Below are 20,688 nucleotides of genomic sequence, written 5' to 3'. Positions count from 1 at the left end.
CACTCCACCCTCCTCCATGAGACTCCTCCTCTTCGACCCCTCCTCCGGCGCCTCCGGCGATATGATCATGGCATCCCTCCTGGACCTGGGGGCAGACCCCGACGCCGTAAGGAAAGCCGTCGAGGCGGTCGGCTGCGGCCTTGAGACGTCGAGGGAAGAGAGGCACCACATCTCCTCCACCAGGGTCAGGATCCATGCCGGCGGGAAGAGGTACAGGACCCTGGCGGAGGCGAGGTCGATCCTGGCTGCGGCAACCCTCGCCCCCCACGCCCTTGACCGTGCCCTGCAGATCATGGAGATCCTGGCCTCCGCGGAGGGGAGGGTCCACGGCGTCTCCGGAGAGGAGGCGCGGTTCCACGAGATCGGGGCGATGGACGCCCTCGCCGACATCGCCGGATCCTCTGCCGCCCTTTCGAGCCTCGCCGTCGATAGGGTAGTCGTCCTGCCGATATCCGTCGGATCGGGGACCGTCGTCGCCGCCCACGGCCGCCTCCCCGTCCCCGCCCCCGCGACCCTGGAGGTCCTTAAGGGATCGGGGCTCCTCTGGAGGGGTGGGCCCGTCGAGGGGGAGCTATTGACCCCCACGGGGGCGGCGATCCTGGCGGGGTTCGCCGACGAGGCCGCCGCCGAATATCCCCTGATCCGGGCCGGGGCCTCGGGCTACGGAGCCGGAACGAAGGATTTGGCGATCCCAAACCTCCTGCGGACCGTCGTCGGGGAGATGGCGGCGCCGAAGGGCGCAGGCGGGGGCCATCCCCACCACGACCGGGTCGTCCAGCTGGAGACGAACGTCGACGACGTCACCGGCGAGGTCCTGGGCGGCCTTTTAGAGATCCTGATGGAGGAGGGGGCCCTGGACGTCGCCATCGTCCCGGCTCTGATGAAGAAGGGAAGGCCGGCAAGCCTCGTCAAAGTTTTGGCGAGGAAGGAGGAGGCGCAGCGGCTAGCCCGGATCGTGATGAAGGAGACGGGTAGCCTTGGGGTCAGGGTTTTTCCCAGCCTCCACCGGTTCGTCGCCGAGAGGGAGGAAAGGGAGGTCGCCTTCGAGATCAGCGGCCGGCCTTTCAGGGTGAGGGCGAAGGTGAGCTTCCTCGGGGACGAAGTCCTCCGGATCAAGGCCGAGCACGACGACTGCCGGCAGATCGCCAGAGAGAGCGGCCTTTCCCTGAGGGAGGTGGCGAGGAGGGCGGAGGAGGCGGCATGGAGAGAGGAGGAGTGAACCCACCCCGGTCCCGTCCCCGCAATCCCGGCCAGATAAAAATTCTGACCTCTTCCGGATTGTTATACCCTTGCTGCGGATGAGAGAATCAAAAGTTATTACGACCTTTCCATCTAATCGCAAGGTTCTTCTATCTATAGGGGGTCAATCCATCCGGTGCATGTTTCATGACTTCTGATGCCTCCAGAGAGCTCTTCGAGGCCGCCAAGAGGCTGATGCCGGGGGGCGTCAGCAGCCCCGTCCGGGCGATATCCCCCTACCCCTTCTACGTCTCCAGGGCCCAGGGACCCTTCCTCTGGACGGTGGACGGCCAAAAGCTCATCGACTACTGCCTCGCCTACGGCCCCATGATCCTGGGGCACAGACACCCCGCCGTCATGAATAGGGTCGTTGAGCAGCTGGAGCAAGGCTGGCTCTACGGGACCCCGTCGGAGCTGGAGGTCGACCTCGCAAAAAGGATCGTCGGCCATTATCCGAGCATCGATATGCTCAGGTTCGTCAACACCGGGACGGAGGCGACGATGGCAGCCCTGAGGATAGCCCGGGGGTACACCGGCAAAGAGAGGATAGTCAAGGTGGAAGGAGGCTTCCACGGAGCCCACGACTCCGTCCTGGTGAAGGCGGGCTCCGGCGCCACGACCCTGGGGACCCCCGACTCCCTGGGCGTCCCGAAGGATACGGCCAAAAACACCCTCCAGGTCCCCTACAATGACCTTTCGGCGATCGAATCTCTCCTCGAGGGCTTCGACGGGGAGGTAGCAGCGGTGATCATGGAGCCGGTCCTGGGGAACATCGGACCGATCCTCCCCGAGGAGGGGTACCTGGAGGGGGTCCGGCGGCTGACGGAGGATCACGGCGTCCTTCTGATATTCGACGAGGTGATCACCGGCTTCCGGCTCAGCCTCGGGGGAGCCCAGGCCTTCTACGGCGTCGTCCCCGACATGACGACCCTGGGGAAGATCATCGGCGGAGGCTTCCCCATAGGGGTCGTCGGCGGCAGGCGGAATCTGATGGAGACCGTCGCCCCCAGCGGCGGGGTCTACCAGGCGGGGACCTTCAACGGAAGTCCGGTATCATTAGCCGCCGGGATGGCGACCCTCGACTTCCTGGAAGGGCAGAGGGTCCTCGATAGGCTCAACGCCGTCGGGGACGGCCTGAGGGCGGCGCTCTCGGATATCGTCGAGGACCTGGGGCTGGGCTATTCGGTGGTGGGGATCGCCTCGATCTTCAAGATCTTCTTCGGCGATCATCCAAGAAACTACGTCGAGGCTCTCCGGTGCGACAAGGCCGGATACTTCGCATTCTTCCGGCGGATGCTCGCCTCGGGGGTATTTCTCCCCCCGAGCCAGTTTGAGACGAACTTCTTATCCGCCGCCCATTCCGATGAGGTCATCAACGAAACTCTGGAGGCCTACAAGTTAAACCTGAAAAGCTGACGGTGGGAAGCCGCGGGAGCCCTCTAGCGCTGCGGCAGACGAAGACCGCCATATCCCTCCTGGAGGCGAGGGGGATCGAGACGAGCCTGGCGATCGTCAAGACGAGAGGAGACCAGGTCCAGGACGTCCCCCTCCACATGGTATCAGGGAGGGGGCTCTTCGTCAAGGAGATCGACGACCGTATGGCTGCAGGCGAGATCGACGTCGCCGTCCACAGCATGAAGGACCTCCCATCCAAGAGGCCGGGAGGGCTCGTCATAGCTGCCGTCCTTCCGAGAGACTCCCCCTTCGACGTCCTGGTGAGCGGCGACGGCGCCACCATCGACGAGCTGGAGGAGGGGGCGGTCGTCGGGACCTGCAGCATGAGGCGAGCTTCGCAACTGCGACGGGCGAGGCCGGACCTGGTCATTGAGTCCCTCCGGGGGAACCTGGAGACGAGGCTTCGGAAGCTCGACGAGGGGAGGTACAGGGCGATCGTCCTCGCCGAGGCGGGGATAGAGAGGATGGGATACCGTCCTCAGTACTCCGTCCTGGACCCCGAGAGGTTCCTTCCTTCGGCAAACCAGGGGGCGATCGCAGTGGTGACGACCCGGGGCAGGGCCGAGGAGGCGGTCGGCGAGATCGACCACCTCCCCACCAGGAGGGAGACGGAGGTGGAGCGGGTGATCCTGGAGGCGATCGGCGGCTCCTGCGTCGTCCCCATGGCAGCCTTTGCGAGGCTGGATGGGGCCGAAATCCTCGTCGAGGCCGAGGTATTGTCCCTGGACGGGTCGAGGTTCGTCCGGGTGGACGGGAGGGTCCCGGCGGACGACCACATAAACGGGGCGACGGATCTGAGCCGGAGGCTTGTGGAGATGGGGGGACGCGATCTTGCAGAAGAGGCGGTGAGGAACGTTGGAAAGGTCTGAAGGCGGGAAGGTCTGGCTGGTGGGCGCCGGCCCCGGCGATCCGCAGCTCGTGACCCTGAAGGCCAAGAGGTTGATGGAGGAGGCAGAGGTCGTCTTATTCGACCGTCTCCTCTCTTCCGAGGTCCTGGGTTGGGCTGCTGAAGGGGCGGAGATGATCGACGTAGGGAAGCTTCCCGGCCGCCACAAGCTCTCCCAGGAGGAGATAAACGATCTTCTGGTGGAGAAGGCAAGGGAGGGAAAGAGAGTGGTTAGGCTGAAGGGGGGCGACCCCTTCGTCTTCGGGAGGGGGGGCGAAGAGGGGCTCGCCCTCGCCGCAGCAGGCATACCCTTCGAGGTCGTCCCCGGAGTGACGTCGGCGATATCGGTCCCCGCGGGTGCGGGGATCCCCGTCACCCATAGGGGCGTCGCCACCGCCTTCACCGTCGTCACCGGCCACGAGGAGCCAGGAAAGGACGACGAGCTGGACTGGGAGGCCCTGGCCCGGGTCGGTGGAACCCTCGTCGTCCTGATGGGGGTATCGAGGCTCGCCGATAACGTCTCGGCCCTCCTGCGGGGCGGAAGATCTCCGAAGACCCCGGCGGCGCTGATAGAGAAGGGGTGGAGCCCCGAAGAGAGGCTCGTCGTCGCAAGCCTCGGCGATATCGTCGAGAGGGCGAAGGAGGAGGATGTGGAGTCCCCCGCCATCCTGGTGGTGGGGGATGTGGTCGGCCTATCCGAGAGGCTCAGGCCCCCCACCATCGCCATCCTGAGGCCGGACAACCGGGGAGACGAGTCGGAGAAGGTCGCCCGAAAGATGGGTTTCAGGCCGGTCCTCGCCCCCTCCATAGCCTTTTTGGAGCTGCCCCTACCTTGCGACCTCCCCGAGAGGATAAAGAGGGCCGATTGCGTCGTCTTCACCAGCGCCACAGGCGCCGAGATCGCCCTCCGGGACCCTGGACTGGCCGATCTTTTCAAGGGATCGGTCCTCGCCACCATCGGCCCGCGGACGGAGGAGGCGCTGGTGGAGAGGGGTCTATCCGTCGCCGTCGTCCCCGAGAGCTACAGCTCCCGGGGGCTCGCCCTCGCCCTGGCTCCGAGGTTCAAAAAGGTCCTCCTCCTCCGGAGCGCCAGGGGGAGCCCGGAGCTGGTGGAGATCCTGGAGGTGGCGGCGGTGGAGGTGGACGAGGTCCACCTCTACGACATCGCCCCCTCCGAAGACCCGAAGCTCGACTGGCTCATCCGGCGGGGGACTCCCGACATCTACGCCTTCACCAGCGGCTCCACGGCCAAGAACCTCATGGAGAGGGCAAGAGAGCTGGGTTGCGAGGAAGACCTCCGGGATAAGCTCGCAGGAGCCACGGTCGCCGCCATCGGTCCCCCCACCAAAGCGGAGCTGGAGCGGCTGGGGGTCCGGGTCGACTGCGTACCGGAGAGGTTCACCTTCGAAGGGATGCTTGAAGAGATCAGGAGGAGAAGATGATAATATTCTCGAAGGTCCTCGCCGACCACGGGACGGTCTGGGACGCCATAAGGGCGGCAGAAGAGGTGGGAGAGCCGATCTCCGCCGAGATGATAAGGTTCTCGGGGGAGACGAAGCCGGTGGTGATGTGGAATATCACCCGCCACTGTAACCTCAATTGTGACCACTGCTACATAGACGCGACGGCCTCCGCCGCCGAGGAGCTCACCCTCGAGGAGGGTATAAGGCTCATCGACGACCTCGCCGAGATGAAGGTCCCGATCCTGATCCTCACCGGCGGCGAGCCGCTCCTCAGCCGAAACTTCTACGCCTACGCCTTCCATGCGAGAGAGGTGGGCCTGAGGACGGTGATATCGACGAACGGGACCCTCATAACCCCGGAGGTGGCAGGGCTCCTCGCGGAGGCAGAGATCAGGTACGTCGGGGTCAGCCTCGACTCCTGCAGGCGGGAGGTCCACGACAGCTTCAGGGGGGTGGAGGGCGCCCACGAGAGGGCCTTGGCGGGGCTCGTCAACGCCCGGGATGCCGGCCTGAAGACGGGCCTGCGAGTGACCCTCACTCGGGATAACTGGCACGAGGTCCCCGCCCTCCTGGAGCTAGCCCTGGAGATGGAGATCCCCAGGTTCTGCCTCTACCACCTCGTCCCCGTGGGGAGGGGAGCGGGGATCTCGGACCGGGATGTCACCGCCGAGGAGAGGAGGTCGGTCATCAGGTTCCTGGCGGAGGCGGCGGTGGAGCTGAAGGACCGGGAGATCGAGATCCTCTCCACCGACTCCCCCATGGACGGGGCGTACCTGCTGGAGATTCTGAAAGACGATCCTGAGAGGCGGGAGCGGGCGAGAAAGCTCCTCAAAAGCTCCGGGGGTTGCACCGCCGGGGTGAAGGTCGCAAATATCAACCATCGCGGAGACGTCCATCCCTGCCACTTCATGCCCGAGGTCGTCGTCGGTAACATCCGGGAGAGGTCCTTCCGGGATATCTGGATCGACGGCCCAACCCCTGAGCTTCTGGAGCTGAGGGATATCAGGTCTCATCTGAAGGGGGCCTGCAGCGACTGCGAGTACCTCGACGTCTGCGGCGGATGCCGGCAGAAGGCGAGGTACTACTGCGGTGACGTCCTGGGGGAGGACCCTACCTGTGTCGTAAAGGATCTCTTGGGAAGATGAGCCGGAGGGTCCGCCCTCAAGGGCCCACTGCGACATAACCCTTTTTTTCCGTCTACTGCCTGTCGCCGGCGGCGCGGAGGCGAGAGAACTTAGCCACCTTCAGGGCTTTTTAAATGAAACGGGGCCGCCAGAGATCTCAAATCGTGGATGTGGGGAGACGGTATCGGAAAGTTTAATAAACGAGTACAGCCGAATTACCGGCAGGAGTGATTCAAATGGCGGAAGAGAAGAAGACGAAAGAGGAAGAGGTCGAGGTTGAGCCGATACGTCCCGGTGAGGAGAGAGGCGGGGGGAGCAAGAAGAAGGGCAAGGGTGGAAGGCTTCTGGACACCTGCGTATAGATCGATGAAAAGGCGAGCCGTTACTTCGGCCGCCGTCCTTCACTTTTATAGGTTCTTCATCAGTTTTGCCGATGGATCCCATCAGTCCACATCATATCTTCGCCAGGGATCGAGGGAGTCAGAAAAAATGAAGATTACAGATCAGATTCATGCTTTGAAGATACCCTTCCAGATAAGAGATCCTTCCGGCGTCATGGTTCCTTGGTTCGTTTACGGCTATATGATCTATATGGCGAAGATGTAACTCTCGTCGACGGCGGCGTCGCCTCATCCGAGGATAAGATCGTCGATTATCTCGAAAAGACGGGCAGCAGGCATGAGGAGATCGGTGGCGTCCGGGCTCTTCTTTCCGCCTGACGATGAGCTCTCTTTATTCTTCGACCTAAAGGTTTAATGTAGATGGCAGAAGAGATCTGACCTGTGGCCATACAGCTCTTAAACGACATCATCGTCATATTCATCATATCGATAGTCGCCATCTTCGTCGGCCACCGGCTGAAGGTGCCGGTCGTCGTCGGCTTTCTGGCGACGGGTGTTGTGGCCGGACCCCACGGCCTGGGGCTGATCCAGGAGGTGGAGCAGATCGAGGTCCTCGCCGAGATCGGGGTCGTCCTCCTCCTCTTCGCAATAGGGATCGAGTTCTCCTTCGAGAAGCTGTTCAGGATCAAGAGGGCCGCTCTGTTGGGGGGCCCCCTCCAGGTCGCCGTCACCTTCATTGTGACTACCTTCATCGGCATCAAGATCGGCCTTCCCTCAAACGAGGCGATCTTCGCCGGGTTTCTCGTATCCCTCAGCAGCACGGCGGTCGTCCTGAAGATCATGCAGGATAAGGACGAGGTCGACACTCCCCACGGCGGAAACACCCTGGGGGTTCTGATCTTTCAGGATATCGTCGTCGTCCCCATGATGCTCCTGACCCCGCTGCTCGCGGCACAGTACTCTGAGAGCCTGGGGATGCCGCTCCTCTTGATGCTGGCGAAGGGCGTCGGGATAATCGTCCTTGTGATAGTGGGGGCGAAGCTGATCGTCCCCGCCCTCCTCTACCAGGTCGTACGGCTCAGGTCGAGCGAGCTCTTCCTCCTGACCGTCGTCCTCATCTGCCTCACCGTCGCCTGGATATCCTTCACCGCCGGCCTCTCCCTGGCCCTGGGCGCCTTCCTCGCGGGGCTGATCATCTCCGAGTCGGAGTACAGCTACCAGGCGCTGGGGAACATCCTCCCCTTCAGAGACGTCTTCACCAGCTTCTTCTTCGTCTCCATCGGGATGCTCCTGGACGTCGGATTCTTTTTGGAGAGGGCTGATCTTCTCGTAGCGGTGGCCCTGGGGGTTCTGATCCTGAAGGCGGCGATCGCCGGGGGCGTATCCGTCCTCCTGGGCTACCCCCTCAGGACGGGGATCCTGGTGGGGCTCGCCCTCGCTCAGATCGGGGAGTTCTCCTTCATCCTCTCCAAGACGGGGCTCGACTCGGGGATCATAAACCAGTTCGAGTACCAGATCTTCCTCGCGGTCTCGATCTTGACGATGGCCGCAACCCCCTTCGTCATCGCCGGGTCCCCGAAGGCGGCCGACCTCCTCTACCGCCTCCCCCTCCCCAAGAGGCTTAAGGCCGGCCTTCCCTTCGCGGCGATCCCCGAGAAGAGGGAGAATCATCTGGTGATCGTTGGCTACGGCTTCGTCGGTAGGACTCTGGCGAGGGCCGCCCGGGTCGGAGATCTCTCATACATGGTCCTGGAGATGAACCCCGAGAAGGTGAGGGGGGAGAGGGCGAACGGCGAGCCGATCCACTATGGCGATGCCACCCAGGAGCTCGTCCTCCGACACGCCGACGTGGATAAGGCGAGGGTCGTCGTCGTCGCCGTATCCGACGAGATGGCGACCCGCAGGATCGTGGAGCTGGCGAGGAGGATCAACCCCAAGGTCTACATCATGGCACGGGTCCGGTACCTCAACGAGGCGGCGCATCTATACGACCTGGGGGCGGACGAGGTCGTCCCCGAGGAGTTTGAGACCTCGGTGGGAATCTTCTCCCGGGTCCTCGCCAAGTACCTGGTTCCCAGAAACGAGATCGAGAAGATGATCGTAGAGGTCCGGTCCCTCGGCTATGATATGTTCAGGAACACCGAGATCGAGCCTGCCAAGATCTCGGACCTGAGGCGGTACCTCCCCAACGTCGAGGTCGTCACCGTCAAGGTGGAGGTGAGGGCCCCGGCCTGTGGCAAGACCCTCGCCGATATAGCCCTCAGGAAGACCCTGGGGGTGAACGTCATTGGGATCATCAGGGAGTCGGGGAACGTCCTGAACCCTCACAGCGATACAGAGATCGTCGCTGGGGACGTCCTCCTGGTCCTGGGGACCTCTGAGCAGATCGCCAGGTCCAGATACCTCTTCAGAGACCCCGTCAGGTACCCTCGGGCGGGGGCCGGGGCTCTCAGGCCTCCGGAAGAGGCCACCTCCGGGGATGGCGAGGTCGGATCTATGGAGGACGCCGGCGCGCCGGACCGATCCGACCGGAAGGAAGGCTGAGGCCCTGATCCCCGGTCCCTCAGAGGATCTCCTGACGGTCTCTTCGTCCAAAAGTTAGATATAATAATGATGACAGATTATCTTCTGTCAGGGAGATGGCCTCTGGGAATCCCAAAATTGGTTTGCAGGATAATCGTCTGCTTAAAGCACACATAGAACCTCCCGGATAGGACCGTCCTCTGTATTCGAAGACGAGAACGTAAGGGCAGCTTTGAGCCGGGGGGCGAAAAGCCCTCCGGCCTCCCTCCAACTCCCCATTTTCGCCCGCTCCTTTTATCTCTTTTCAGATCCGGGAGATCGGCGGAGAAAGCTATAAAATATAAGAGATCCTTCATGGAGTTGGTGGATTAAAAATGAAAGAAGAAGTATTCTTCGGCGAAGGGATGGTGGGGGTCAAGAAAGATTACCCCGATCTCTACGAGGCGATCGTCGGCCTCAACGAGGCGGCGTACACAGGAAAGGTCATAGACTATCGGACCCAGAAGCTCATCGCCATGGGGATCGCTGCAGCGTCCTCCGACGAGAGGGCGACAAAGAAGCAGATGATGAGCGCGAGAAAGGAGTTCGACGTCACAAACGACGAGATCGTCGACGTCCTGAGGGTCGTCCTCCTCACCTCGGGGATGCCCCCATTCACGAAGGCGATGAAGATCCTCTACGAGCTTAAGTAGAGGGGGTTAATTGGGTCGAATTTGGGGGGGGAAGCGAGACGGCGGCAGCTCTCCCCTCAAGCCGCTTTCATCTCCTCTTCTCCATCCTTCATCTCCTTCTCCAGCTTCTTGACCGTATCCCTAAGCTGGATAGCCCTCTCGAAGTCGAGGACCTCCGCCGCCGCCCTCATCTGGGCCTCCAGCTCGATCACCACGTTCGGGATATCCGACTTGGGGATGTGCCTCGTCTCGGTGATCTCGACGGCCTTCTCCCGGATCGTCTTGATTATAGTCTTGGGGACGATCCCATGCTCTGAGTTGTACCTCATCTGGAGGGCCCGCCTCTCCTCGGTCTTTCTGACCGCCCCCCGGACCGAGTCGGTCATCCGGTCGGCGTAGAGGACGACCCGGGAGTTCGCGTTCCTCGACGCCCTGCCGATGGTCTGGATGAGGCTCCTTTCGTCCCGGAGAAATCCTTCTTTGTCCGCGTCCAGGATTCCGATGAACCCCACCTCGGGGATGTCGAGCCCCTCCCGGAGGAGGTTGATCCCCACCAGGACGTCGAACTTGCCGAGGCGGAGCTCCCGGATGATCTCGGTCCTCTCGATCGTCTGGATCTCGGAGTGGAGGTAGCGGGCCCGGATCCCGTTTCTCGCGAGATAGTCCGTCAGCTCTTCTGCGAGCTTCTTGGTCAGGGTCGTCACAAGAGCCCGGTCGCCAGCCTCGACGACTTTCTCGATCTCGAGCATCACGTCCCGGACCTGCCCCTCTGCAGGCCGGACCTCAACCTCAGGGTCGAGGAGGCCCGTCGGCCGGATGATCTGCTCGACTATCTGGCTGGACCTCTCCAGCTCAAAGGGGCCGGGGGTCGCCGAGACGAAGATGACCCGCCCCATGAACCCCTCGAACTCCTCGAATTGGAGCGGCCGGTTGTCATAGGCGCTGGGAAGGCGGAAGCCGTAGTCTACGAGGCTCTTCTTCCGGGACCGGTCGCCCCGGTACATCGCCCTGAGCTGGGGGATGGTCTGGTGGCTCTCGTCGATCACCAGGAGGAACTCCTCGGGGAAGTAGTCCAGGAGGCAGTAGGGGGGCTCGCCGGCCTTGCGGCCGTCGAAGTGGCGGGAGTAGTTCTCGATCCCCTTGCAGCTTCCCGTCTCTTCGATCATCTCGATGTCGTAGAGGGTCCTCTGCCGCAATCGGTGGGCCTCCAGCATATCGAGCTCCTGCAGCCTCTCTTCCAGCTCCTCCAGGATTGATCGGATCGCCCCCTTCTGCCCCTCCTCGGGGATGACGTAGTGGCGAGCGGGGTAGACGTAGAAGTACCTCATATCCTCGCGCCGGGCGCCGGTCCTCCGGTCGATCTCCGATATCCTATCCACCTCGTCGCCGAATAGCTCGATCCGGACGATCTCGTCGAAGTAGCCGGGGACGAGGTCGATCGTCTCCCCCTTCGCCCGGAACCTGCCCGGCGCCAGCTCCATCTCGTTTCTCTCGTACTGGATCGAGACGAGCCGCTCCAGGATCTCCCGGCGGGAGATCTGGTCTCCGACCTTCAGCTCAAATCCCATCTTCATGAAGTTTTCGGGGTTCCCCAAACCGTAGATGCAGGAGACTGAGGCGACGACGATGACGTCTTGCCGGGATAAGAGGGAGGCGGTCGCCGCGAGGCGCATCTGCTCGATCTTGGGGTTGATGGAGGAGTCTTTTTCGATGTACTGGTCTTTAGCCGGGATGTAGGACTCGGGCTGGTAGTAGTCGTAGTAGGAGACGAAGTACTCGACCCGGTTATTGGGGAAGAACTCCCGAAACTCGTTGTAGAGCTGGGCCGCCAGGGTCTTGTTGTGGGCGATGACCAGGGTCGGCTTCTTGACGGCGTCGATGACCTTGGCTACGGTGTAGGTCTTCCCCGAACCGGTGACGCCCAGGAGGGTCTGGAGCCGGTGGCCAGAGGCGAGGCCCGAGACGAGCTCATCGATAGCCTCGGGCTGGGAGCCCTTCGGCTCGAAGTCGGAGGCGATGGCGAACTGGGGATCCGAAGATGGATCAGGAAATTGGCTTGGTTTCATCATGGGGATGCCGTCGATGTGGACTTCGGGATGGGAAGTAGTTTTTGTCCTGGGGCGGCCCAAGTTAGCCCCTCGTGATCAGGTCAGGGGCGAGCCTCGCCCTCCGCAGCGGCGGAAGATCCCCGAAGAGCGCCATCTCCTCCCCCCGGATGACGAGGGCTCCGATGATCCCTGGGACCGCCACCGCATGGAAGGAGTCGGCGAGGGAAGCGCCGTCGGTGACGGCGTTGCCCAGGGCCGTCGCCGCGGCGTCGGCGAGGGGGACGTCCTCGGAGAAGACGACGGCCGCATCCGCAGAGCCGAAGCTGATGGAGGGGCCCACGGTCCCGCTGCTGGTGCAGATGCCCAGGGGCTTTTTTCGCGGCAAGATCTCGAAGGCGAGGTCTTTGAGGGGGGAGGGACCGGCGTAGATCCCCGTCAGGACGGGGCGATCGGCGACGAGGACAACGTCCCCGCCGTTGTCGACTATTGCGTGGGTCGCCCCGGCTCTGATCATCGCCTCCAGGGCGAAGAGGGCGATCGTCCCCGCGACGCTGCTCATGGGGCCGATTCCGACGGCCGAGGCCGCCCTCGCCATCTCCCTGACGATTTGGGGCGCCTCGTCGATGGGGAGGTCGTAGGGCTCCAGGGTTACGAGGAAGAAGGGGTCGGATCTGATGAACTCCTCAAGGAGCGCCCGCTGGAGGGCGATCTCCCCTATCGCCGCCACCAGGTGGGACCGCTCCTGAGCGGTGATGGTGACGATCGTCTCCTTCAGCCGAAACTTCTCCCTCAAGAGATCCGCCACCTCCTTCACCTATCGTCACCCCTCCGCCGGAGGCTCTGCATCCATCAACGTCCTTCCTGCCCCCTTCAGCGCCTTTGCGACGATCTCGCGCCTCCCCCTCAGGAGGACCTCGATCTCTTGGCCGTACCTCACCTTTATCGGCTCCGCCACCTCGTAGAGCCTCGACAGCTGCCCCATCCCCACCTCCGACGACGGCAGGCGGATGACGAACTCCTCCTGGGGAGGGAGCTTCTCTGCGATCATATCGAAGAGGACTTCGATGCCGTGGCCCTCCCGGGCGGATATGAAGACTGGGTTTGGGGCCAGGTCCCGGATCAGATCGGACCTCTCCAGGGCGACCTCGGGGTCGATCCTGTCCACCTTGTTCAGGACGGATATGATGGGGGCGTAACATCCGCAGTCCCAGAGGGCCTCGTGGCAGGAGGCGACCCTATCTCTCAAAAGCTTTGGCGGATCGGAGAGGTCCACCACCAGAAGGACCAGGTCCGCCTCGACGATCTCCGCCAGGGTCGACCGGAAGGCCTTGATCAGAAAGAGGGGGAGGTCGTCGATGAACCCGACGGTGTCGGTGAGGAGGAACCGTCTATCCCCCGCCGCCACCGCCCGGGTCGTGGGCGATAGGGTGGTGAAGGGCTGGTCTATTGCGGCGACGGACTCCTGGGCGAGGCGGTTGAATAAGGTGCTCTTTCCGGCGTTGGTGTAGCCCGCCAGGGCCACCAGGTCGAAGCCCTGCTCCTTTCGCCTCTTGCGCCTCCTCTCCCCCGTCTCCTCCACCCCCCGGAGCTCCGCCCTGATCTTCGCCATCCTCCCCGTGATGTCCCTATACATCGAGACGTCGTACCTCCCCGATCCCCGGTATCCTGGACGCTCGCTCAGCTTCTTCAGCGACTCCATCGTCTTTACGAAGGGCGCCTCGTAGGAGAGGCGGGCGAGCTCCACCTGGAGGATCGCCTCCCGGGTAGAGGCCCGGGAGGCGAAGATCTCCAGGATCAGGTTGAACCGGTCCATCGGCTGGAGGAGAAACTCCTTGTTGATGTTGAAGATCTGGCCGGGGCTGAGGGGGTCGTTGAATATCAGCTTCTCCGGCTCGTAGGATGCGGCCTCGGCGATCTTCCCCCTCCCCAGCTGAAACCTCCTGTCCCTCCCCCTCCGCTGGGAGACCTCGGCGAGGACCCTGTATCCTGCCGCCTCGGCGAGCCCCCGGAGCTCCGCCACCTCCTCAGGGCGGAGTTCTTCCTTCGGGTCCTCCCTGAAGAGGAGGACCGCAGTCTTCTCCTTCGTCATATCCCCCCCGCCGCCTCTCTTCCGGCTCCAAAGCCCAGTTCCTCGTCCATCAGCTTCAGGGCGAGCCTCCGCCCCGCAAAGGAGGCGTGGTGGGCGAGCTCCATCGCCCTCCTCTCTCCCCGGGACTCGGGGTACTTGAACTCCCGCCCCAGGATGCTTTCGACCCGCCACCGGGCGAGGTTGTAGAGGTCGCCCCTCTCGGCGATGACGACGCCCGAAAGCCCCGATACCGACTCCTCGATGAGACCGATCACCACCTCCATATCCACCGACCCTGCTACCAGGGGTACGAGCTTCATCCCCCTCGCCCTCTCGATCCCCTCGGGGGATATCCTCGCCTCCACCGAGGCAGAGACCATGATGTACCTATCGCCTTCCGCGTGCCTCCCCGATATGTCGACCGCCACCACGTCCAAAGTACCATCTCTTTAGTCAGATCGGCTTAAGAGGTCGATTATGGCGTGTTTCTCGACGACATCCGTCGCCATCTCCAGGGTTAGCCCCGCCCCTCTGGCGATCTCGATCGCCCTCTTTCGGTCGATGAGGTCCTCGGGGGCGTGGGCGTCGGTGTCGACGACGATCTTCGCCCCCGCCTCCAGGGCGAGCCTCGCCACGTGGCCGTTCGTCGAATTGTGCCCTCGCCGGGCTGTCAGCTCGAGGCAGACGTTGTTCTCCCTCGCCAGGTCAGCCTCCTCGGGGGTTATAAAGCCCGGATGGGCGAGGATATCGGCCCCGATATCCAGGGCTTTGCGGTTGGTACCAGGAGCCACCGGCTCCACCGGGGTCTCTCCGTGGACGACGATGAGATCGGCGCCGAGCCTCCGGGCGAGGGTTGCGAGCTTCTCCATCTTCGCTGGGGGTACATGGGTGAGCTCGACGCCGGAGAGGATTCTCATATCCAGAACCTCCTCCAGCTCCTTCACCTTGGAGACCTGTTCTAATACCGTCTCCACGTTGGTGAAGTCGACGTGATCTGTGATCCCAAGAGCCCTATATCCCTTCATCTCGGCCCTCCGGACGAGCTCGCTGGGGATAAGCTCGCCGTCGCTGAATACGGTGTGAGTGTGAAGGTCGATCATAGGCTCGCCTGAATCACAAACATTATTAAGTATTGCCTTCAACAGAACCCGCCCAAGATAACGCCGGGAGTTTTAGATGACCACCGCCATCAGACGTTTGGTACTGGACGTATTGAAGCCCCATGTCCCCACAATCCTGGATCTCGCCGACGCCCTCAGCAAGCTCGGCGGGATCACTGGGGTGAATCTGAGCCTCTCCGAAGTGGACCAGCAGACCGAGACGATCAAGATCACCATCAAGGGGGACAAGATCGACTATCTCGCCGTGGAGTCTGTGATAGAGGACTTCGGCGGCGTCATCCACAGCATCGACGAGGTCGTAGCCGGAAAAGAGATCGTCGAAGTGGTGGAGACCGCCCAGGACCGATGACTTTCGGCCCTGAACCGCTTCCATCGGCGGAGATCTCGCGGAACGGCTGGCCGGGTCCCTGCCTATCGGCAGGCATGATCAACCGCGCCTTTTCTTGATCATTTTGGCGATCTCTTTTACGAGGGCGGTCTTCGCCCCCCTCTTGGGTACCAGGACGCGGCCGGACTTCTCCCACCACTCTTTTGGGTAATGCTTATCCCTTTGCGCCTCTGCTTGCAACCCCAGCTCCATGGCCGCCATAATGATCTCGTCGATGGACGGTTTATCAATGGCGTCGCGCTTTGAGATCGCTCTTCCCTGGCCCCTGGACCTCGCGGCGTCGATGTAGGCGGGCCAGATCACCACTCGCCCCTCTTTCTTGGACATACGAGGAGGTATCATGCGCCTTTGCGGGATAAGATTTTTGGCCCTTTCGACCTGGCCGCATGATCGATGGTCTCGTCCTCTCCGTCATCGATCCTTTCGCCCTCTCCTCGTCTCTGGGGCGGTTTGGGATAGCCTTTTAGAGAAGAAATGCCGAAATGATCCCTGGAGTTCGTGATCATGAGCGAGAATGAGTATCCCACCGCCAAGGTCGGGGACCAGGAGGTCCCATGGGACCCCGAGCAGCTGAGGAGGATCCAGGAGCATCCCTGCTTCAGCGAGAAGGCATGCCACCGCTTCGGCAGGATGCACCTCGCCGTCGCCCCTCGGTGCAACATCCAGTGCAACTACTGCGTTCGAGACTTCGACTGCGTCAACGAGTGCAGGCCGGGGGTGACGAGCCAGGTCCTCTCCCCGGAGGAGGCCTTGGCCAGGGTCGACGAGGTGATGGAGAAGATCCATTACATCAAGGTGGTGGCGGTGGCGGGTCCCGGCGAGCCGCTCTATAACGAGGGGACCTTCGAGACCTTCCGGCTCGTAGGAGAGAAGTATCCCCAGGTCATCTTGTGCGTCAGCACCAACGGCCTCCTCCTCCCCGACACCATCGACCGCCTCGACGCCCTCGGCGTCAGCAACGTCACCGTCACCCTCAACGCCGTAGACCCCGAGATCGGAAAGGAGATCTACGAGCACGTCACTTACGAGGGCAAGAAGTATACGGGCCTTGAAGCGGCGGAGATCCTCCTCGACCACCAGCTGAGGGGCCTAGCAGAGGCGGTGAAGAGGAAGATGATCGTCAAGGTGAACACCGTCCTGATCCCGACGATCAACGACGATCACGTCGTCGAGATCGCCGAGACGATCAAGGGTCTGGGGGTCTACATCCAGAACGTGATGCCCCTCATCCCCCAGTACCGCTTCTCCCACCTCTCGCCCCCCAGCCGGGCCGAAAAGAAGAAGGTTCAGGACGACCTCGCCAAGATCATGAAGCAGATGAGGCACTGCCGGCAGTGCAGGTCCGACGCCATAGGAAAGCTCGGCTGCGACATCCAGCAGGAGTTTGAAAAATCTGATTAAAAGCGTCGATCTGAACCCTGGGCGGGGGTGGACGAAGATGGTGATGAGGAAGATCATAAAGATAGACGAGTCCCTATGCGACGGGTGCGGAAATTGCGTCCTCGCCTGTCCCGAGAACGCCATCGAGATCATCGACGGCAAGGCGAAGGTGGTGAGGGAGTCCCTCTGCGACGGCCTTGGAGCCTGCATCGGCAAATGCCCCGCGGGAGCCCTATCGATGGAGGAGCGGGAGGCGGAGGAGTTCGACGAGCTGGCGGCGAAGGTGGCCGTCGAATCGGCCCGCAAGGCCCGATCGCCGGGGCGCGGGAGGGGCTGCGAGGACGGCCCCACCGAGGGGGAAGGCGGCTGCCCCGCAGCCCTGAGGGGGACGGGCGCGGGGGCGGGAAGGCTCGCCTCCTCCAAGCTCGCCGGGAGGCGGAGCCGCCCCTCGGGTCCGGGGACGGCGGGCGACGCACCCCGGCCGGAGCTCTCCAACTGGCCGGTCCAGATGAGGCTCGCCGCCGTCGACTCGCCTTCGTTCGACGGAGCCCGGCTCCTGATCGCAGGAGACTGCACCGCCTTTGCATCCCCAGCCGTCCACCGGGATTTTATCAGAGGGAGGGTGACTCTCATCGGCTGCCCCAAGCTCGATGAACGGGAGGAGTTCGTCGAGCGGCTCGCCGCGATCCTCGCCGCCCACGATTTGGAGGATATCACCGTCCTGGAGATGGAGGTCCCCTGCTGCTCGAACCTGGAGGCGTTCGTCCTGCAGGCTCTGAAGAGGGCGGGTAAAGAGGTGGCGGTGAAGAGCTTCATTCTCGGGATCGACGGCGAGGTGCAGGGGTGAGAGGGGCGCTGATGATGATTTCTGCAAGTTCTATCCAAAACTATTTTTAGGCCTTCGTCTAACCTCTGATCTGAATCTCCATGGCCATCAAAAAGGTTTTCCTCAGCTCGACAACAAGAGATCTGCAGGAGTATCGAGATGCAGTTTACAAGGCGATCGAGGGGCTTGACGACTACCATTGCGTCCGCATGGAGGACTTCGGCGCTCGGGATTATGAATCGGACGACTTCTGCCGGTCCAAGGTGAACGAGTGCGATTTATTTGTGGGCATAGTCGGGCATCTCTATGGAAGTTGCCCCGAGGGAAGCGAGAAGTCGTACACGGAGAGGGAGTACGACGTTGCAGTAGAGGCTGAGATTCCGAGGCTTATGTTCGTAGCTGCCGATGCAGTATCACCACCTTCAAGTCTCCGAGAACCAGATCAGATCTATGGAAAACTGCAGGCTTTTCGAAAACGTATTTATAGTGAGCGGATAAGGGACGCTTTCGAAACACCGGAAAATTTGAGTGGTAAGGTAAGGCAGGCTATTCACAATTGGGAGGGTGGAAAGAATAAAAAATTAGTTAAAGAGAGTGTTGCTTGTGTACCCTTTCAAGTACCACCACTTCCTGAGTATTTCGTTCCGCGTCTGGAGAATAGTCTGTTAATCAAAAATCGTTTGCTTAATTGCGTTCCAAGCTGTTCTGGAGTACTTGTTATTAGCGCACTTCATGGACTGGGTGGAATAGGTAAAACCGTCTTGGCATCTTTTCTAGCACATGATAAAGATATACAACGGCGATATTCTGATGGCATAATTTGGGTAACTTTGGGCCAAACGCCAGATGTTCTTTCACATTTAACTAACTGGATTTATTCTTTTGGCAATTATGAATTTCACCCCACAACTCCAGAAGCCGCATCAATATACTTGAAATCTATTTTGCACGATAAATCTGTACTTTTGGTAATAGATGACGCTTGGGATCTTGTTTCAGTTAAGCCTTTTCTGGTTGGTGGGTCTCTCTGTCAGGTTTTAATAACGACCCGTGATTCACTCATAGCCAAAGCAGTAGGTTCAGCTTGTTACGATCTGGATGTAATGACTGAGGACCAATCGCTGGCACTTTTATCTGCGCGTTTGGGGCGCGAATTCGAATATTCTGATCGGCAAAAAGCTATCGATTTGATTCGAATCGTTGGTCGTTTACCACTAGCTTTCATTGGTCATCGGTTAAGAGAAGAATCGCGATGAGGCAGCGATCTCGGTAGCAAGTACGGTGAGATTGGCTTGGTCAAAGAGGCTACAGCAAGTCAGTCTTGAAATCGGATCAAATCTAGATAACGCATAATTCGTGTGAAAAATGGAAATATTGTGTAGCTTAAACTCCTTAACCGATGACCCATGCACTAGCTTTAGAATTGGCGGCGTCTCAGGTTGAGGATGGTGTCACCTGGACGGAATTGTTGAGTGATCTCAATGCGGAAGTGGCTAGGCTGGAGACCTTGGATACACCTGGTATTACGGATGTATCTGATGAGGCGATGCGTAGAAATCTGAGTTTAAGAGCTTCATTCCAACTTAGTTTGCACCGGTTGCCTATGGATAAAAGATTCGCATTTATCTGGTTAGGGGTTTTACCTGAAGATGTGGTATTGACCCCAAAAATGACTGCAACACTCTGGAAAACGGATCCTCGGACTGCTCAAGATATTTTACGCTATCTCAGAAATAAAGCTCTTCTTTTAACAGGGGAGAGACTAGATGTCAACGTTCAAACATATCGAATTCATGATTTGTTGCACGATCTATGTATAAATTTAATAATTGATCCTATAAAGCCGTCTAATCAGGGAGATATCCCTGGACTGGGGTTGAAGCTTAAAGAAGCCCATTCTTACCTGCTTGGATGCTATCGTGAGAAGTGTCGGCAAGGATTTTGGCATACTTTACCAAATGATGGTTATATTCACGAAAATCTGGTTTGGCACATGGAAAAGGCTGATAGGCTTGATTATATTAACTGTTTGCTTAGTGAGGAGACAGTAGATGGTAAAAACGCTTGGTATCAAACCCGTGAACTTTTAGGGCAGATAGGAGGATATATCGAAAACATTTTCCGCTCCTGGGATATAATGGAAACGTGCTCGTTATCCGATATTGAAAAATCAAATGCCACGGATAAAGTTGGTTTGGAAACCCGATACGCGTTAATGATATCTTCTATAAATAATTTGGTCTCAAACGTCCCACCCGATTTAATTTTATATTTAGTTAAAAATAAATTTTGGACTCCGAAAAAGGGGGTTATATATGCTCAAAAGATTGAGAATAATTATTTTAAAGTAAAAGTACTATCTGAGATCATGTCTCATATAACAGATCCGGAAAAAAAGGATATTTTAAATGAATGTATGGCAATCATAGAAGTTATTAGTGATGACAAAACTAGAACAGACGCTTTGATAGAGGTGATCCTTCATCATCCTAAGCCCGACGAAATTCCCGATTTGGTAAATCAAATTAAAGACCGAAATTTGAAGGATTCGGCTCTTGCTAAGATCATACCTAACTTATCTGATTCTCAGCTCATTTTAAATTTGATCAGACAAATTGATGATGGAATGATAAAAGGAAGGACGATCGTCAAGATCGTGCCAAGACTTCGTGAACCTCGATCTCTGCTCCACATAGTTGATCAAATAAGAGATGAAGGAGTGAAATCGAAGGTGCTGGTCGACATAGCACCATACTTTCCTTATAAAGATGAGATACTCGCCTCTGCCTACAAAATTAATAAAGTATCTTTAAGAAAATATACAGTAAAAACAATAAACTATACTTATTCAAGATCCATGAGATCAGGTATCCGCGAAAGAACTTCTAGCATTATTAGTCAACTTAAATATGACATCTTAAGACATATCCCATCAGAAGTAACCGAGATAAATAATATTGAATTACAAAAAATAAATCCACTAATTTTGAACACCGTCAAAATTGGAGAAATAAAGGATGAATTTTATCCTAAGTTCCCCATGATTTAGGCATATCAAGATGATTTTCGATACCATCTACCTCAATCTTTAAATAGTATTATGTGCCTAAATATGCATATGAAATCGTTCACTCGCGTCAAAAAGATAAATGGCC

The 20,688-nt window shown here is 59.4% G+C and carries 20 protein-coding genes and 1 pseudogene; 15 read left to right on the top strand and 6 right to left on the bottom strand.

What is annotated here, in order from left to right; translation table 11 throughout:
* The first annotated feature begins 16 nt into the window (after window positions 1-16).
* The 9 genes from larC to P0O24_RS08535 all read left to right on the top strand — a co-directional run bounded on the left by larC (window position 17) and on the right by P0O24_RS08535 (window position 9,723).
* On the top strand, window positions 17-1,219 hold the full coding sequence (gene larC / locus P0O24_RS08575) for a nickel pincer cofactor biosynthesis protein LarC (RefSeq protein ID WP_316969337.1): 1,203 nt from the start codon (window positions 17-19) through the stop codon (window positions 1,217-1,219).
* A 167-nt stretch (window positions 1,220-1,386) separates the two neighbouring features.
* Window positions 1,387-2,655: a glutamate-1-semialdehyde 2,1-aminomutase gene (hemL, locus tag P0O24_RS08570; RefSeq protein WP_316969336.1), complete on the top strand. Its 1,269-nt coding sequence runs from the start codon at window positions 1,387-1,389 to the stop codon at window positions 2,653-2,655.
* Window positions 2,652-3,563, top strand: a complete 912-nt coding sequence (gene hemC, locus P0O24_RS08565) for a hydroxymethylbilane synthase (protein WP_394356755.1) — start codon at window positions 2,652-2,654, stop codon at window positions 3,561-3,563. The genes hemL and hemC overlap by 4 nt, the downstream gene beginning before the upstream one ends.
* Window positions 3,550-5,022 carry a uroporphyrinogen-III C-methyltransferase gene (gene cobA, locus P0O24_RS08560; protein ID WP_316969334.1) on the top strand — a complete coding sequence of 491 codons (1,473 nt, stop codon included), beginning with the start codon at window positions 3,550-3,552 and terminating at the stop codon, window positions 5,020-5,022. Before hemC ends, cobA begins: the two co-directional genes overlap by 14 nt.
* The gene (locus tag P0O24_RS08555) at window positions 5,019-6,188 is read left to right on the top strand and encodes a radical SAM/SPASM domain-containing protein (RefSeq protein ID WP_316969333.1); all 1,170 of its coding nucleotides are present in this window, start codon (window positions 5,019-5,021) and stop codon (window positions 6,186-6,188) included. The genes cobA and P0O24_RS08555 overlap by 4 nt, the downstream gene beginning before the upstream one ends.
* Before the next feature lie 215 nt (window positions 6,189-6,403).
* On the top strand, window positions 6,404-6,529 hold the full coding sequence (locus tag P0O24_RS08550; protein WP_316969332.1) for a hypothetical protein: 126 nt from the start codon (window positions 6,404-6,406) through the stop codon (window positions 6,527-6,529).
* A gap of 201 nt (window positions 6,530-6,730) precedes the next feature.
* On the top strand, window positions 6,731-6,886 hold the full coding sequence (locus P0O24_RS08545; protein ID WP_316969331.1) for a hypothetical protein: 156 nt from the start codon (window positions 6,731-6,733) through the stop codon (window positions 6,884-6,886).
* 63 nt (window positions 6,887-6,949) lie between these two features.
* On the top strand, window positions 6,950-9,052 hold the full coding sequence (locus P0O24_RS08540; protein ID WP_316969330.1) for a cation:proton antiporter domain-containing protein: 2,103 nt from the start codon (window positions 6,950-6,952) through the stop codon (window positions 9,050-9,052).
* A 353-nt stretch (window positions 9,053-9,405) separates the two neighbouring features.
* The gene (locus P0O24_RS08535; protein ID WP_316969329.1) at window positions 9,406-9,723 is read left to right on the top strand and encodes a carboxymuconolactone decarboxylase family protein; all 318 of its coding nucleotides are present in this window, start codon (window positions 9,406-9,408) and stop codon (window positions 9,721-9,723) included.
* A gap of 56 nt (window positions 9,724-9,779) precedes the next feature.
* Here the strand turns inward: P0O24_RS08535 and uvrB are convergent, their stop codons facing one another.
* From uvrB to P0O24_RS08510, 5 genes are all read right to left on the bottom strand, one after another.
* The gene (gene uvrB / locus P0O24_RS08530) at window positions 9,780-11,771 is read right to left on the bottom strand and encodes an excinuclease ABC subunit UvrB (RefSeq protein ID WP_316969328.1); all 1,992 of its coding nucleotides are present in this window, start codon (window positions 11,769-11,771) and stop codon (window positions 9,780-9,782) included.
* Between the two features lie 61 nt (window positions 11,772-11,832).
* Window positions 11,833-12,564 (bottom strand): UPF0280 family protein, encoded by a 732-nt coding sequence (locus P0O24_RS08525; RefSeq protein ID WP_316969327.1) that lies wholly within the window; start codon window positions 12,562-12,564, stop codon window positions 11,833-11,835.
* Window positions 12,565-12,570: 6 nt separating this feature from the next.
* Window positions 12,571-13,839: a GTPase HflX gene (gene hflX / locus P0O24_RS08520; RefSeq protein ID WP_316969326.1), complete on the bottom strand. Its 1,269-nt coding sequence runs from the start codon at window positions 13,837-13,839 to the stop codon at window positions 12,571-12,573.
* On the bottom strand, window positions 13,836-14,249 hold the full coding sequence (locus P0O24_RS08515) for a DUF2209 domain-containing protein (RefSeq protein WP_316969352.1): 414 nt from the start codon (window positions 14,247-14,249) through the stop codon (window positions 13,836-13,838). Before P0O24_RS08515 ends, hflX begins: the two co-directional genes overlap by 4 nt.
* An 18-nt stretch (window positions 14,250-14,267) precedes the next feature.
* Window positions 14,268-14,918, bottom strand: coding sequence for a histidinol phosphate phosphatase domain-containing protein (locus P0O24_RS08510; RefSeq protein WP_316969325.1), 651 nt, complete (start codon window positions 14,916-14,918; stop codon window positions 14,268-14,270).
* Between the two features lie 76 nt (window positions 14,919-14,994).
* Here P0O24_RS08510 and P0O24_RS08505 point away from each other — a divergent pair, with 76 nt between their 5' ends.
* On the top strand, window positions 14,995-15,288 hold the full coding sequence (locus tag P0O24_RS08505) for a DUF211 domain-containing protein (protein WP_316969324.1): 294 nt from the start codon (window positions 14,995-14,997) through the stop codon (window positions 15,286-15,288).
* Between the two features lie 78 nt (window positions 15,289-15,366).
* On the opposite strand, the gene P0O24_RS08500 is transcribed toward P0O24_RS08505, so the two are convergent.
* A complete protein-coding gene (locus tag P0O24_RS08500; protein ID WP_316969323.1) occupies window positions 15,367-15,654 on the bottom strand; it encodes a signal recognition particle protein Srp19 in 288 nt (95 codons plus the stop codon).
* A gap of 177 nt (window positions 15,655-15,831) precedes the next feature.
* Between P0O24_RS08500 and nifB the strand changes: the two genes are divergently transcribed.
* From nifB to P0O24_RS08480, 5 genes and pseudogenes are all read left to right on the top strand, one after another.
* Window positions 15,832-16,728, top strand: a complete 897-nt coding sequence (gene nifB / locus P0O24_RS08495) for a nitrogenase cofactor biosynthesis protein NifB (RefSeq protein WP_316969322.1) — start codon at window positions 15,832-15,834, stop codon at window positions 16,726-16,728.
* A 37-nt stretch (window positions 16,729-16,765) separates the two neighbouring features.
* Window positions 16,766-17,554 carry an ATP-binding protein gene (locus P0O24_RS08490; RefSeq protein ID WP_316969321.1) on the top strand — a complete coding sequence of 263 codons (789 nt, stop codon included), beginning with the start codon at window positions 16,766-16,768 and terminating at the stop codon, window positions 17,552-17,554.
* An 80-nt stretch (window positions 17,555-17,634) separates the two neighbouring features.
* A pseudogene (locus P0O24_RS12555) lies at window positions 17,635-17,886 on the top strand (DUF4062 domain-containing protein); the annotation flags it as partial.
* A 36-nt stretch (window positions 17,887-17,922) separates the two neighbouring features.
* Window positions 17,923-18,789, top strand: coding sequence for an NB-ARC domain-containing protein (locus P0O24_RS08485; protein ID WP_316969320.1), 867 nt, complete (start codon window positions 17,923-17,925; stop codon window positions 18,787-18,789).
* A gap of 143 nt (window positions 18,790-18,932) precedes the next feature.
* On the top strand, window positions 18,933-20,582 hold the full coding sequence (locus P0O24_RS08480; RefSeq protein ID WP_316969319.1) for a hypothetical protein: 1,650 nt from the start codon (window positions 18,933-18,935) through the stop codon (window positions 20,580-20,582).
* The last annotated feature ends 106 nt before the right edge of the window (window positions 20,583-20,688 follow it).

Source organism: Candidatus Methanocrinis alkalitolerans (genome assembly GCF_029167205.1).
GTDB classification, from domain to species: domain Archaea; phylum Halobacteriota; class Methanosarcinia; order Methanotrichales; family Methanotrichaceae; genus Methanocrinis; species Methanocrinis alkalitolerans.
The sequence above is the reverse complement of the archived record's forward strand: the minus strand, read 5'-3'. Positions and strand labels throughout refer to the sequence as shown.

Bases quoted from the DNA above. Each gene is read 5' to 3' on its own strand.
- larC (WP_316969337.1), top strand. From the start codon at position 17: ATGAGACTCCTCCTCTTCGACCCCTCCTCCGGCGCCTCCGGCGATATG.
- hemL (WP_316969336.1), top strand. From the start codon at position 1,387: ATGACTTCTGATGCCTCCAGAGAGCTCTTCGAGGCCGCCAAGAGGCTG.
- P0O24_RS08555 (WP_316969333.1), top strand. From the start codon at position 5,019: ATGATAATATTCTCGAAGGTCCTCGCCGACCACGGGACGGTCTGGGAC.
- P0O24_RS08550 (WP_316969332.1), top strand. From the start codon at position 6,404: ATGGCGGAAGAGAAGAAGACGAAAGAGGAAGAGGTCGAGGTTGAGCCG.
- P0O24_RS08535 (WP_316969329.1), top strand. From the start codon at position 9,406: ATGAAAGAAGAAGTATTCTTCGGCGAAGGGATGGTGGGGGTCAAGAAA.
- uvrB (WP_316969328.1), bottom strand. From the start codon at position 11,771: ATGATGAAACCAAGCCAATTTCCTGATCCATCTTCGGATCCCCAGTTC.
- hflX (WP_316969326.1), bottom strand. From the start codon at position 13,839: ATGACGAAGGAGAAGACTGCGGTCCTCCTCTTCAGGGAGGACCCGAAG.
- P0O24_RS08510 (WP_316969325.1), bottom strand. From the start codon at position 14,918: ATGATCGACCTTCACACTCACACCGTATTCAGCGACGGCGAGCTTATC.
- P0O24_RS08505 (WP_316969324.1), top strand. From the start codon at position 14,995: ATGACCACCGCCATCAGACGTTTGGTACTGGACGTATTGAAGCCCCAT.
- P0O24_RS08500 (WP_316969323.1), bottom strand. From the start codon at position 15,654: ATGTCCAAGAAAGAGGGGCGAGTGGTGATCTGGCCCGCCTACATCGAC.
- nifB (WP_316969322.1), top strand. From the start codon at position 15,832: ATGAGCGAGAATGAGTATCCCACCGCCAAGGTCGGGGACCAGGAGGTC.
- P0O24_RS08490 (WP_316969321.1), top strand. From the start codon at position 16,766: ATGGTGATGAGGAAGATCATAAAGATAGACGAGTCCCTATGCGACGGG.
- P0O24_RS08485 (WP_316969320.1), top strand. From the start codon at position 17,923: ATGTTCGTAGCTGCCGATGCAGTATCACCACCTTCAAGTCTCCGAGAA.
- P0O24_RS08480 (WP_316969319.1), top strand. From the start codon at position 18,933: ATGACCCATGCACTAGCTTTAGAATTGGCGGCGTCTCAGGTTGAGGAT.